Genomic DNA, 12831 nt, shown 5'->3' on the forward strand with positions numbered 1-12831 from the left:
GCGCATGCAACGCTGCGCTGCAATATGGCTGTCATGCGCGGCGCCTAAAGTGAAAACGATTTCAACAAGCAGAGATAGCCGCCCGTGGCCAGCAAACCCCTGCACCGGCCCTCGATTCTGGATATCGCGCGTGACGCCGGTGTGTCACCCGCGACGGTTTCGCGCGCCTTCAACCGCCCGGAGCTCCTGCGGCCGGATACCCTGCGGCGCATCGAAGCGGTGGCGCGGCAGTTCGGCTTCCGTCCCAACCGCGTGGGCAGCAGCCTGCGTTCGGGCAGCACGCGCACCATAGGCATGGCCTTGCCGACGCTGTGCAATCCGGTCTTCGCGGAATGCTTCGAAGGCGCCGAGGCCTGGGCGCACGACAACGGCTACAGCATCATGGTCACCACCACGGGCTATGACGCGGCACGCGAAGCGGCCGCCGTGCGCAGCCTGCTGGACCACCAGGTGGAAGGCGTGCTGCTGACCGTCACCAACGCCGCGCGCAGCGGCATCCTGCGCGAGCTGGCGGAAGACGGGCTGCCCTATGTCCTGGCGTACAACGAATCGCCGTCCCACCCCTGCGTATCGGTCGACAACATGGCGGCTGCGCGCGATATGGTGCGCTGGCTGGCGGACACGGGGCACCGCCGCATCGCGCTGGTGACCGGACCGCTTTCCGCGTCCGACCGCGCGCGGCGGCGTCTGCAGGGCGCGCGGGCGTGCGCCCGCGAGCTGAGGCTGCCGCAGCCCGTACATCTTTGCATGCCCCTGCATACGGCCGCCGATGCGGACCTGTTGCTGGAGGCCTTGCAGGCGCGTCCCGCGCCCACCGCGCTGTTCTGTTCCAACGACCTTCTGGCTGCCTCGGTCATCGCCGAACTGCGTGGCCTGGGGCTGCGGGTGCCGGAAGACCTTTCGGTATGCGGTTTCGACGGCATGCACTTCGCGGCGCTGATGGTGCCGCCGCTGACCACCGTCGAACAACCCAGCCGCGATATCGGCGCGCACGCCTGCGCGCAACTGCTGGCGCGCCTGCGCGGCGAATCCGCCGCGTCGCTGCGCCTGCCGCACCGCTTGATTACCGGCCGCACCGTGGCGGCCGCTTCTTCCCGTCCTCAGATCAAGGAATAGAGTCATGCCGCAACTGTTGAACAAGGCCTTGCGCGCCGCCGTCCTGGCCATGGGGCTGATGGCTGCCGCCGCGCATGCGCAGAACGCCGTCTGCTACAACTGCCCGCCCGAATGGGCGGACTGGGGCACGCAGCTCAAGGCCATCAAGGACAAGACAGGCATCCAGGTCCCCGGCGACAACAAGAACTCCGGCCAGGCGCTGGCGTCCCTGGCCGCCGAACGTGCCAATCCGGTGGCCGACGTGGTGTACCTTGGCGTGACCTTCGGCATCCAGGCCGTGCAGGACAAGCTCGTGCAGGCCTACAAGCCCGCGCATTGGGACGATATTCCCGCCGGCATGAAGGACCCAGACGGCAAATGGTTCGCCATCCATTCGGGCACGTTGGGCTTCATGGTCAATGTGGATGCCCTGCACGGCAAGCCGGTGCCGCAATCCTGGCAGGACCTGCTCAAGCCGGAGTACCGGGGCATGGTCGGTTACCTGGATCCGGCGTCGGCCTTCGTCGGCTACGTCGGCGCGGTCGCGGTCAACCAGGCCCTGGGCGGCAACCTGGACAACTTCGGGCCGGCCCTGGACTGGTTCAGGAAGATGCGCGCGAACGAACCCATCGTGCCCAAGCAGACCGCTTACGCGCGGGTGCTGTCGGGCGAGATTCCCATCCTGGTGGACTACGACTTCAACGCCTATCGCGCCAAATACAAGGACGGCGCCAACGTGCAGTTCGTCATCCCCAAGGAAGGCACCATCGCCGTGCCCTATGTGATGAGCCTGGTCTCCAATGCCCCGCACGCCGACAATGGCCGCAAGGTGCTGGACTTCACGCTGTCCGACCAGGGCCAGGCCATCTGGGCCTATGCCTATCTGCGTCCGGTCCGCGCCAGCGCGGTGTCGCCCGAAGCGCAGAAGAAATTCCTGCCCGCATCGGAATACGCGCGCGCCGGCACCGTGGACTACGGCAAGATGGCCGCGGTGCAGCGGGCGTTCTCCGAACGCTATGCCAAGGAAGTGAACTGACATGGCACGCCGCGGCTGGATGATGTTCGCCGCGCCGGCCGCGGCCTTGTTCCTGGCATTCTGGCTGCTGCCGATGGCGCGCCTGGCGGCCACCGGGTTCAGCGGGCGTGACGGCGCCAGCGCCTACTGGACCGTCATCACGCATGCGCAGTATTGGCGCAGCCTGTTCAACACCGCCGCGCTGTCGCTGGCGGCTTCGCTGGCCACGCTGGTGGTGGCCCTGCCGGTGGGTCGCTTCCTGGCGGCGCATCCGCGCTTCGCGGGCCGCGGCCTGCTGATGGGCATGCTGACCTTTCCGCTGGCCTTTCCGGGTGTGGTGGTGGGCTTCCTGATCATCCTGCTGGCGGGCCGGCAGGGCGTGGCCAGCACCGTGTCGCGCTGGCTCACCGGCGAGCCGCTGGTGTTTGCCTATGGCATGGCGGGCTTGTTCCTGGGATACCTGTATTTCTCCCTGCCGCGCACCATCGGCATGGTGACGGCGGCCGCGTCGCAGGTCGACCAGGCGATGCTCGAGGCGGCGGGCACGCTGGGCGCCGGGGCGTGGCGCCGATTCATGGACGTGGAGCTGCCCGCCTTGCGGCCCGCGCTGGCGGCCGCCGGCGCGATGTGCTTCGCCACCAGCATGGGGGCCTTCGGCACGGTCTTTACGCTGGGTACGCAGATCGATGTGCTGCCCGTCACCATCTACAACGAGTTCACCAACTACGCCAACATCCCTGTCGCCGCCGCCCTGTCCATCGTGCTGGGCGGCGTGACGTGGGCGATCCTGTACGTGGCGCATAGTCTGTCCGGCGAACGCGCCGGCGCGGGGGCATGATGCGGCCGTCCAAGCTCGAATCCCGCCTGGGACTGGGCACGACCCTGGTCGTCGCCGCGTTCCTGATCGGCCCTGTCGTCATGTCGGTCCTGGCCGGCCTGACCCGCAATGGCTTCGTCGGACTGTCCAGCGGCCTGACGCTGCGCTGGGTGGCCCAGGTCTGGGAGCTGTATGCCGACACCGTGTGGCGTTCGCTGGCGGTGGCCGTGACGACGTTGGCGGTCTGCCTGGTCGTCGGCGTGCCCGCCGCCTGGGCCCTGAGCGCGCATCGTGGCCGCCTCGCGGGTGCTTTCGAAGCCCTGCTGACGCTGCCCGTGGCGGTGCCGGGCCTGGCGACCGCGTTGGCGCTGATCGTCTCCTGGGGCACCTATGGCGGGCTGCGCGGCAGCGTCGCCTTCATCGTCATCGGCCACGTACTGTTCACGCTGCCTTTCATGGTGCGCGCCGCGCGCGCCAGCATGACGCTGGCCGGCCTGGCCGTGCTGGACGAGGCCGCCGCCACGCTGGGCGCCACGCGTGCGCAGCGATTCTTCCACATCGTCGTCCCGAACGCCATGCCCGGCATCCTGACGGGCGCGCTGACCGTGCTCACGCTGTCGGTGGGCGAATTCAACCTGACCTGGCTGCTGCACACGCCGCTGACCAAGACCTTGCCCGTCGGCCTGGCCGACAGCTATGCGTCCATGCGTCTGGAAGTGGGCTCCGCCTATACCCTGGTATTCCTGCTGATGATCATGCCTTTGCTGCTGGGCCTGCAATGGTTCGCCGGGCGCGCGGCGTCCGCCGACGGCGCGGCCGCGCGCCGCCACGCGCCACGCTTGTTTGCCGCAAGCACGACCAAGGAAGCGTCATGAGCGCGCCTGTCGCCATCACCCTGCGGCAATGCGCCAAGACCTGGCCCGACGGCACCCGCGCCCTGCATCCCGTCGATCTGGAAGTGGCTGGCGGCACCACGCTGGCGCTGCTCGGGCCGTCCGGCTGCGGCAAGACCACCCTGCTGCGCATGATGTGCGGGCTGGAGTCGCCCGATGCCGGCGGCAGCATCCGCTTCGACACTGAAGACGTCACCGCGCAGCCGCCGCAGGCGCGCGGCGTCGGCGTGGTTTTCCAGAACTATGCGCTGTTTCCCAACATGACGGTGGCCGATAACGTCGGCTACGGATTGCGCGTGCGCGGCATGAAGACGGCGGCGCGCGATGCCCGCGTGCGGCAGATGCTGGACCTGGTGCGCCTGGGTGAATACGCCGGACGCCGCATCGGCCAGTTGTCCGGCGGCCAGCGGCAGCGTGTCGCGCTGGCGCGCGCGCTGGCCATCCAGCCGCGCGTGCTCCTGCTTGACGAGCCCTTGACCGCGCTGGACGCCAAGCTGCGCGAACAGTTGCGCGTCGAACTGGCCCAGCTGCTGCGCGAACTGGCGATCACCACCGTCATCGTCACGCACGACCAGGAAGAAGCCATGATGCTGGGCGACCGCATCGCCGTGATGTCGGCTGGCCGCCTGGAACAGACCGGCACCGCCGAAGCGCTGTACCGCGCGCCCGCGACCGCTTTCGTCGGCGGTTTCCTGGGCACGCTGTGCCGCGTCCAGGCCGGCCTGGACGACGGCCTGCTGGTGCCCGGCAACGCGGATGTCGCCTTCCGCCCGCACGAAGCCGAACTGCATGCCGTGCCAGGCGGTTCGCCGGCTGGCGCTCTGCTCGGCGCCCTGGCCGGCACCGTCGTCGCGCGCTTCTTCCTGGGCGCGGCCGTGCGCCTGGAGATCCGCCTGGACGACGGCCAGACTTTTCCCGTCTCGGCACCCGCCGACAGCACGCATGCGATCGGCGATCGCGTCGCCGTGCGGCTGCCGCGCCCCATGCCGGCTTGATCCGCCGGCTTGATCCGCCGGCCTGACCTTTTCCATCCCCACGCTACCCAGGACTTGCGCCGTACCGACATGCTCATTGCCCAGCTCAGCGATCTACACATCCGCCTGCCCGGCCAGAAGGCCTACCGCGTGGTGGCGACCGATGCCTATCTGCCGCCCGCCGTCGCCGCCGTCAACGCGCAGCGCCCGCGGCCCGACATCGTCGTCATTTCCGGTGACCTGACCGATTTCGGCCGGCCGGCCGAATACGCCCATCTGAAGCACATGCTGGATGCGCTGGAAATGCCCTATCTGCTGCTGCCGGGCAACCACGACGACCGCGACGTGCTGGCCGAAGTCTTTGTCGAGCAGCCCTCGCTGCGCGGCTGCGATGGTTACGCGCAATATGTGGTCGACGACTATCCCGTGCGCATCATCGTGCTGGACACGGTGGTACCCGGCCAGAGCCATGGCGCGCTGTGCGCTCGCCGGCTGTCCTGGCTGGCGGGACGCCTGGCCGAACAGCCCGCGCGTCCCACGGTCGTGGCCATGCATCACCCGCCCTTCGCCACCGGCATCGGGCACATGGACGCCATCGGCTTGCTGCAGGGCGCGGACGAACTGGCGCGCATCGTCGGCCGGCACGGCAACATCGAACGCATCCTGTGCGGCCACCTGCATCGCAGCATCTACCGCCGTTTCGCCGGCACCATCGCATCGACCTGCCCCAGCCCCGCCCACCAGGTCGCCCTGGACCTGCGGCCGGATGCGCCGTCGGCCTTCGTCATGGAGCCGCCCGCCTTCATGCTGCACGAATGGCGCGAGGGTGGATTGGTCAGCCACCTGGCGTACATCGGCGACTACGCCGGACCCTACCCCTTCCATGAAGACGGCGGCCTGATCGACGAATGATGCGCGGGGACGGCGGCTGCAACCGTCCCGTCATGTTCGCACTGCACAATGAAAAGGATTTCATTCGCAGCCACATTTGCAGTCAAAATAGGCCGGTCGCAGACGAGGACCGAGGGGAAATGGCAGCCATCGTTCTGGAACAGCTGACGAAGCGGTATACCGACACCGCGGCGGTCCGCGACATCGACCTCAATGTGCCCGAAGGCAGCTTCACGGTATTGCTGGGTCCGTCGGGATGCGGCAAGTCCACGACGCTGCGCATGATCGCCGGCCTGGATACGCCCAGTTCCGGCCGCATCCTGATCGGTGGCCGCGACGTCACCCAGTTGCCGCCGGCGCAGCGCCGCATCGCCATGGTGTTCCAGTCGTATGCGCTGTTTCCGCACCTGAGCGTGCGCGACAACATCCTGTTCGGGCTGAAGGTGCGCAAGGAGCCGCGCGCCGACCATGCGCGCCGTCTGGCTCGCGTGGCCGAGCTGCTGGGCCTGGAAAAACTCCTGGACCGCAAGCCGGCGCAGTTGTCCGGCGGCCAGCAGCAGCGCGTCGCGCTGGGTCGCGCGGTGATTTCCGAAGCGCCCGTGTGCCTGATGGACGAGCCCTTGTCGAACCTGGATGCCCAGCTGCGCCACGACATGCGCCGCGAGATCCGTACGCTGCAGCGCCAGTTGGGCATCACCATGGTCTACGTCACGCACGACCAGACCGAGGCCATGAGCATGGCCGACCAGATCGTCCTGCTGCGCAACGGCGCGGTCGAACAGTGCGATACGCCCGATGGACTGTATGCGCGTCCCGCCACCGAATTCGCCGCGCGCTTCATCGGCACGCCGCCGATGAACCTGCTGACGCTGGATAGCGTCGGCGGCATGCATGTGGTGGCCGGCACCAACGAACCCGCGGTGGCCGGCGCGCCGGCCGATGCGGTACGCCTGGGCGTGCGGCCGGAACACATCCGCCTGGCGGCGCATGCATCGGATACGGTCGAGCGCGATCAGCGCGGCCATCCGGCCGTCGTGCAGGGCGTCGAGTATTTCGGCGCGGACTCCATCGTCACCTGCGCCGTCGGCGCCAACGCCGGCGTCGCCGTGCGCCTGACCGGCCATGCGACCGTCGCTGCCGGCGAGCGCGTGCAGCTGCGCTGGGCGCCGGAACGCCAGCATTTCTTCGGCCCCCAAGGCCTTGCCATTTCCTCCTGACCTTTACCCGGAAGCCACTATGCGACGCACCGTATTGAAAAGCCTTGCCGCCGTCATGGCCGGCGCGCTGTTTGCCTTGCCCGTCCACGCCCAGCAGCCCGTGGACGTGGAGTTCTACTATCCCGTCGCGGTCGGCGGTCCCATCACCAAGATCATCGACACCATGGTGGCGGACTTCCACAAGGAAAATCCGGACATCAACATCAAGCCCGTGTACGCGGGCACCTACCAGGATTCCATCGCCAAGGTGCTGACGGCGATGAAGGGCGGACAGCCGCCCCAGCTGGCGGTGCTGCTGTCCACCGATATGTACACGCTGATCGACGAAGACGCCGTGGTGCCCATCGACGGCCTTGCCGACGATGCCGCCGGCAAGGCCTGGCTGGGCGGCTTCTACGACGCCTTCATGCAGAACAGCCGCACCGGCGGCCACGTGTGGGGCGTGCCCTTCCAGCGGTCGACCATCGTCATGTACTACAACAAGGACCTGTTCAAGGCGGCCGGCCTGGATCCCGAGCATCCCCCCGCCACATGGCAGGAGCTGGTCGACGCTTCGGTCAAGCTGACCAAAAAGGATGCTTCCGGCAACGTCACGCAGTGGGGCCTGGAAATTCCGTCGGGCGGCGCCTTCGCGTACTGGCTGTTCCAGGCGCTGACCACGCCCAACGGCGCCATCCTGATGAACGAAGCCGGCAACCAGGTCATGCTGGACAAGCCCGCCGTGGTCGAAGCCGCGCAGTTCTGGCGCGACCTGTCGGCCAAGCATGGCGCGATGCCCACAGGCACCATCGACTGGGGCACCACGCCCAAGGATTTCCTGGAGAAGAAAGCCGCCATCGTGTGGACCACCACGGGCAACTTGACCAACATCCGCGCCAATGCGAGCTTCCCCTTCGGCGTCGCGATGATGCCGAAGAAGGTGCGCGGCGGCAGCCCCACCGGCGGCGGCAATTTCTATATCTTCAAGAGCGGCACGCCGGCCCAGCAGAAGGCCGCGCTGAAGTTCGCGCAGTGGGCCACGTCGCCCGAGCGCGCGGCCGACTGGAGCATTGCCACCGGCTATGTCGCGGTTACGCCCGCCGCTTGGGAAACCGCGAAGATGAAGCAGTACGCGCAGCAGGTGCCGGCCGCCGCCGTGGCCCGCGACCAGTTGGCGGTCAGCGTGGCGGAGTTTTCCACGCATGAGAACCAGCGCGTCACCAAGGTGCTGAACGATGCCCTGCAGGCCGTCCTGACGGGCGCCAAGCCGGCCCAGCAGGCGCTGAGCGACGCGCAGCGCGAGTCGGACCGCATCCTCAAGCCCTACCGGTGAAATCCGTCGCGCCCTCGATGAAGGCGGTCCACGCCTGGCTGCTGTTGCTGCCGGCGGTGGTGCTGCTGGCCGCCTTCACGCACTTCCCCGCGGTCGCCACCCTTTGGCACAGTTTCTTTTCCACGCCCAAGGGCCGGCGGCCGGCGGTATTCGTCGGGCTGGACAACTACCAGGCGATGCGCGACGACCCGGTGTTCTGGCAGGCCTTGTGGAACAACCTGTGGTATGCCCTGGGCACCGTCCCCGCCGCGATCGCGCTGGCGCTGGCGATGGCGCTGTGGGTGAATGGCAGGCTACCCGGGCGCGGCTTCCTGCGTTTGTCGTATTTCACGCCCACCGTCCTGCCCATGGTGGCGGTCGCCAACATCTGGCTGTTCTTCTACACCCCGCAATACGGGCTGATCGCGCAGGTCATGCAGGCCTTCGGCCTGCCCGGCGTGAACTGGCTGGGCTCGCGCGAAACCGCCTTGCCCGCGCTGATGCTGGTGTCGGTGTGGAAGGAAGCGGGCTTTTTCATGATCTTCTACCTGGCCGCGCTGCAAGGCGTGTCGCCGTCGCTGCGCGAAGCGGCCATGCTCGAAGGCGCGTCGCGCTGGCAGTACTTCTGGCGCGTGCTCTGGCCGCTGCTCATGCCGACCACCTTGTTCGTCGCCGTCAACGCCCTGATCAATGCGTTCCGCCTGGTCGACCATGTGCTGGTGATGACGCGCGGCGGCCCCGACAACGCCAGCACCCTGCTGCTTTTCTACATCTACCAGGTCGGCTTCAGTTTCTGGGACACCGCCTATGCGGCCACCTTGACGGTGGTGCTCCTGGGCGTGCTGGGGCTGGCGGCGCTGCTCAAGTTCCGCTGGCTGGACAAGAGGACGCATTACCAATGAAGCGACTGGACACGGCCGGCGCGTGGCTGCTGGGCATCCTGTGGATACTGCCGCTGCTGTACGCCGCGTGGGCGGCCTTCCATCCGCCGGCCTACGCCACCCGCTTCGACCTGTTCGCGCCGCTGACGTTGGAGAACTTCGCACGCGCCTGGGATGCCGCGCCCTTTCCGCGCTATTTCCTGAATACCTTCATGCTGGTGACCATGGTACTCGCCGCGCAACTGGTGCTGTCGACCCTGGCCGGCTATGCCTTCGCGCGCTTCCAGTTCCGCGGCCGCGACGCCTTGTTCCTGCTGGTGCTGCTGCAGCTGATGGTGATGCCCGACGTGCTGATCGTCGAAAACTACCGCACCATGAGCTGGCTGGGCATACGCGATACCGTCTTCGCCATCGGCCTGCCGTATTTCGCCTCGGCCTTCGGCATCTTTCTGTTGCGCCAGACCTTCAAGACCATCCCGCGCGAGCTGGAAGAAGCCGCCCGCGTGGAAGGCGCGAATGGCTGGCAGATATTGATGAAGGTGTACGTGCCGCTGGCGCGGCCCACGTATATCGCCTACGGCCTGGTGTCGGTCAGCTACCACTGGAACAACTTCCTGTGGCCGCTGATCATCACGAACTCCGTCAATACGCGTCCGCTGACGGTGGGCTTGCAGGTGTTTTCTTCCACCGACCAGGGCATAGACTGGTCGGTGATCACCGCGGCGACGCTGCTGTCCGCCGCGCCCCTGCTGATCGCCTTCCTGCTGTTCCAGCGGCAGTTCGTGCAGTCCTTCCTGCGCGCCGGCATTCGCTGAGCGGGGCCGGCTCGCAGGAAGGACTGCGGGTCAGGCGTCGGCCGTCTCGGTGACAGGCGCTTCCTGTTCGGTGCCCGCCTTGAGATGGCGGTTCACCGCGCACAGCACGGCCTTGAACGACGCGGTCACGATGTCCCGGTCCACGGCGACGCCGAAGCCGGTCGCAGATTCGCCCACGCGCACTTCGATATAGCTGGCGGCCCGGGTGTCCGACCCGGCGCCTATCGCGTGCTCGTGATAATCCATCACGCGCGCCGGCATGCCCAGCGCCGCCACGAAGGCGGAAATGGCGCCGTTGCCTTCGCCGGTGATCGTACGGCGCACGCCATCCACTTCGACGTCCGCCTCCACCCGGAAGTGCCGCGATTCGGCGGCCGACGGATCGCCGACGATGCGATGGCCGATCAGCTTCCACGGCGCGGTCTGTTCCAGGTACTCGCGCTTGAAGATGTCGTAGACATCCGTCGCGGTGACCTCGCGGCCGGTCTCGTCGGTGACGCGCTGGATCGCGCGGCTGAATTCGATCTGCAGGCGGCGCGGCAGCACCAGGCCGTGTTCCTGTTCGAGCAGATACGACACGCCGCCCTTGCCGGACTGGCTGTTGACGCGGATCACCGCATCGTAGCTGCGGCCCAGGTCGGCGGGGTCGATGGGCAGGTAGGGCACTTCCCACACGCCGTCGGACTGCTGTTGCGCCAGGCCCTTCTTGATGGCGTCCTGGTGCGAACCGGAGAACGCCGTGAACACCAGGTCGCCGGCGTAGGGATGGCGCGGATGCACGGGCAGCTGGTTGCAGTATTCCGCGCAGCGGCGCACTTCGTCGATATCGGAAAAATCCAGGCCGGGATGCACGCCCTGTGTGTACAGGTTCAAGGCCAAGGTGACCAGGTCGACGTTGCCGGTGCGTTCGCCGCTGCCGAACAGGCAGCCTTCGATGCGGTCCGCGCCCGCCATGACGGCGAACTCGGCGGCGGCCACGGCGGTGCCGCGGTCGTTATGCGGATGCACGCTCAGCACGATGCTATCGCGGCGCGCCAAGTTCCGGTGCATCCATTCGATCTGGTCGGCATACAGATTGGGCGTGGTCGCCTCGATCGTGGCCGGCAGGTTGACGATCATCTTGTTGGACGGCGTGGGCTGCCATACGGCGCTGACCGCGTCGACCACTTCCAGCGCGAACTCGGGTTCGGTCGTGCTGAAGACTTCGGGCGAGTATTCGTAGCCCCATTGCGTTTCCGGGTGGCGCGCCACCGCGGCCTTCACCAGCGCGGTGCCGGTGGTGGCGATCTTGCGGATCTCGTCCTTGCCCATATTGAAGACGATCTTGCGGAAGGCCGGGGCCACCGCGTTGTACAGGTGCACGATGGCGCGACGCGCGCCCGCGGCCGCTTCCGCCGTACGCTGGATCAGGTCTTCACGCGATTGCGTCAGCACGATGATGACCACGTCATCCGGGATGCGCTTCTCGTCGATCAGCTTGCGCACGAAGTCGAAATCCGTCTGCGACGCCGACGGAAAGCCCACTTCGATTTCCTTGAACCCGATCTTCACCAGTTGCTCGAAGAAGCGCAGCTTGCGTTCCACGCTCATCGGCTCGATCAGGGACTGGTTGCCGTCGCGCAGGTCGGTGCTCATCCAGATCGGCGGCTGCGTGATGCGGCGGCTGGGCCAGGTGCGTTCGGCGTAGTCTTTCGTGAAGGGCGCGAAGGGACGGTATTTCTGTGCGGGGTTGGCAAGCATCATCGGGTGACCTCTGGGCTGGTAGCGCGAATCCCGGCGCGCGGCATCGTGCGGCGATACCGCCGCGGTTCCTGCCGGCATCGCCCGCATCGGCGGCGACGCACTCGAACAGGCGGCCTGGACTGGCCAGCGGGATTCTTTATTTAAGGGGAAAGACGTTGTGGCGCAACGGCTGCCGAACTGCCACGGGACGCTAGGCCCGGCAACCGATCAGTAGTTGTAGCGATAGCGCCAGCGCGCCGACAGTCCCTAGCGTGGAATGCAAACCGCCCATCGGCGCGTCGAAGCGTCCGGTGGTCATCGCGAGAGGGATGCGGTTAGCGGCCATGGGATGTGATGATGGGCAAGCCGTAAGTCAACCACATTTCGGTGGAAGACGCAAATGTGGCGCCCCGGGCGGCGGGCGAATCGGCGCCCGAGATCAACGCTTATATATCGCGCGTATCTGTCGACGCTTATCTAGCGACGCTTATTTGATCGGCCCGATGCGCGGTTCGATAGGGCCGTCGGCATCGACGCCCGCCCGCACGGGGTGGCGGCGGTCGCCCAGCAGTTCCGTGCCCTGCGGCGCGGCGCGGTCGGGGCGGCCCAGGCCGGGACGGCCGTCACGGTCGGCGCGGGCAACGGCATCACCGCGGTCCAGGCGCCCGGGGACCACCTGTGGGATGCCCAGCAGCGCTTCCTGTTCGCGCACCATGGCGATCTTGGCGATGCGGCCATGGCGCACTTCCCACAGCGTGCGTTGCAAATCCCCAACAGTAAAGGGTTCATCACGGCTGCCCCAGCTCCAGCGCATGACGCCCAGGACTTCATCGCTGAGTTCGCCGGCCAGTTCCGTGAAGGTGTCCGCCGGCACCGTTCGCAGGCGGGCGGCGTCCATGTTGGCGCGCAGCCAGGCCCGCACCGCGAAGAACACGATCAGCGACCAGATCAGCGCTACCGCCCACCACAGATAGGGATTGATGCGGTTCAACAGCTCTATCGTGGAGGCCCCCAGGGGGTGCAGGAACTGGTAATCCAGCGTGGCGCCGAAGGCCAGGATGCGCTGGGCCACCAGCAGCCAGATCACCACCGCCACGGCGATGACGACCGCCCGCAGCACCAGTCTGGGGGACGACAGTTTCAGCAGCGTCTGGCGAATCAGGCGGCTGTCCTGGCGGATGCGTTCGGGCGAAGTCAGGTTCATCATGCAAAATATTGTA

The 12831-nt window shown here is 67.2% G+C and carries 12 protein-coding genes; 10 read left to right on the forward strand and 2 right to left on the reverse strand.

The features are described 5' to 3' along the window. Nucleotides 1-84 precede the first annotated feature (84 nt). The 10 genes from CAL12_RS00600 to CAL12_RS00645 all read left to right on the forward strand — a co-directional run bounded on the left by CAL12_RS00600 (nt 85) and on the right by CAL12_RS00645 (nt 9889). The gene (locus tag CAL12_RS00600) at nt 85-1116 is read left to right on the forward strand and encodes a LacI family DNA-binding transcriptional regulator (RefSeq protein ID WP_086062704.1); all 1032 of its coding nucleotides are present in this window, start codon (nt 85-87) and stop codon (nt 1114-1116) included. A gap of 49 nt (nt 1117-1165) precedes the next feature. After that, the gene (locus CAL12_RS00605; RefSeq protein WP_420042777.1) at nt 1166-2131 is read left to right on the forward strand and encodes an ABC transporter substrate-binding protein; all 966 of its coding nucleotides are present in this window, start codon (nt 1166-1168) and stop codon (nt 2129-2131) included. Between the two features lies 1 nt (nt 2132). Next, nucleotides 2133-2948, forward strand: a complete 816-nt coding sequence (locus CAL12_RS00610) for an ABC transporter permease (RefSeq protein ID WP_086062706.1) — start codon at nt 2133-2135, stop codon at nt 2946-2948. Further along, entirely contained in the window at nt 2948-3802 is an 855-nt protein-coding gene (locus CAL12_RS00615) for an ABC transporter permease (protein ID WP_198298447.1), read from the forward strand. The genes CAL12_RS00610 and CAL12_RS00615 overlap by 1 nt, the downstream gene beginning before the upstream one ends. Further along, the gene (locus CAL12_RS00620) at nt 3799-4815 is read left to right on the forward strand and encodes an ABC transporter ATP-binding protein (protein ID WP_086062708.1); all 1017 of its coding nucleotides are present in this window, start codon (nt 3799-3801) and stop codon (nt 4813-4815) included. Before CAL12_RS00615 ends, CAL12_RS00620 begins: the two co-directional genes overlap by 4 nt. A gap of 69 nt (nt 4816-4884) precedes the next feature. Beyond that, on the forward strand, nt 4885-5706 hold the full coding sequence (locus CAL12_RS00625) for a phosphodiesterase (protein WP_086062709.1): 822 nt from the start codon (nt 4885-4887) through the stop codon (nt 5704-5706). A 119-nt stretch (nt 5707-5825) separates the two neighbouring features. Continuing rightward, entirely contained in the window at nt 5826-6902 is a 1077-nt protein-coding gene (locus CAL12_RS00630) for an ABC transporter ATP-binding protein (protein WP_086067596.1), read from the forward strand. Nucleotides 6903-6921: 19 nt separating this feature from the next. Next, the gene (locus tag CAL12_RS00635) at nt 6922-8214 is read left to right on the forward strand and encodes an ABC transporter substrate-binding protein (RefSeq protein ID WP_086062710.1); all 1293 of its coding nucleotides are present in this window, start codon (nt 6922-6924) and stop codon (nt 8212-8214) included. A 17-nt stretch (nt 8215-8231) separates the two neighbouring features. Then, a complete protein-coding gene (locus tag CAL12_RS00640) occupies nt 8232-9095 on the forward strand; it encodes a carbohydrate ABC transporter permease (protein ID WP_086062711.1) in 864 nt (287 codons plus the stop codon). Next, nucleotides 9092-9889: a carbohydrate ABC transporter permease gene (locus CAL12_RS00645; protein ID WP_086062712.1), complete on the forward strand. Its 798-nt coding sequence runs from the start codon at nt 9092-9094 to the stop codon at nt 9887-9889. The genes CAL12_RS00640 and CAL12_RS00645 overlap by 4 nt, the downstream gene beginning before the upstream one ends. 30 nt (nt 9890-9919) lie before the next feature. On the opposite strand, the gene leuA is transcribed toward CAL12_RS00645, so the two are convergent. Then, a complete protein-coding gene (leuA, locus tag CAL12_RS00650) occupies nt 9920-11632 on the reverse strand; it encodes a 2-isopropylmalate synthase (RefSeq protein ID WP_086062713.1) in 1713 nt (570 codons plus the stop codon). Between the two features lie 466 nt (nt 11633-12098). Next, complete coding sequence (locus CAL12_RS00655) at nt 12099-12818, reverse strand: hypothetical protein (protein WP_198298345.1); 720 nt, start codon at nt 12816-12818, stop codon at nt 12099-12101. Nucleotides 12819-12831 lie beyond the last annotated feature (13 nt).

Source organism: Bordetella genomosp. 8 (assembly GCF_002119685.1).
Lineage (GTDB): Bacteria > Pseudomonadota > Gammaproteobacteria > Burkholderiales > Burkholderiaceae_B > Bordetella_C.

Coding starts and splice junctions, on each gene's coding strand:
- CAL12_RS00630 (WP_086067596.1), top strand. CDS start 5,826: ATGGCAGCCATCGTTCTGGAACAGCTGACGAAGCGGTATACCGACACC.
- leuA (WP_086062713.1), bottom strand. CDS start 11,632: ATGATGCTTGCCAACCCCGCACAGAAATACCGTCCCTTCGCGCCCTTC.
- CAL12_RS00655 (WP_198298345.1), bottom strand. CDS start 12,818: ATGATGAACCTGACTTCGCCCGAACGCATCCGCCAGGACAGCCGCCTG.
- CAL12_RS00625 (WP_086062709.1), top strand. CDS start 4,885: ATGCTCATTGCCCAGCTCAGCGATCTACACATCCGCCTGCCCGGCCAG.
- CAL12_RS00640 (WP_086062711.1), top strand. CDS start 8,232: ATGAAGGCGGTCCACGCCTGGCTGCTGTTGCTGCCGGCGGTGGTGCTG.
- CAL12_RS00635 (WP_086062710.1), top strand. CDS start 6,922: ATGCGACGCACCGTATTGAAAAGCCTTGCCGCCGTCATGGCCGGCGCG.
- CAL12_RS00605 (WP_420042777.1), top strand. CDS start 1,166: ATGGGGCTGATGGCTGCCGCCGCGCATGCGCAGAACGCCGTCTGCTAC.
- CAL12_RS00645 (WP_086062712.1), top strand. CDS start 9,092: ATGAAGCGACTGGACACGGCCGGCGCGTGGCTGCTGGGCATCCTGTGG.
- CAL12_RS00620 (WP_086062708.1), top strand. CDS start 3,799: ATGAGCGCGCCTGTCGCCATCACCCTGCGGCAATGCGCCAAGACCTGG.
- CAL12_RS00615 (WP_198298447.1), top strand. CDS start 2,948: ATGCGGCCGTCCAAGCTCGAATCCCGCCTGGGACTGGGCACGACCCTG.
- CAL12_RS00610 (WP_086062706.1), top strand. CDS start 2,133: ATGGCACGCCGCGGCTGGATGATGTTCGCCGCGCCGGCCGCGGCCTTG.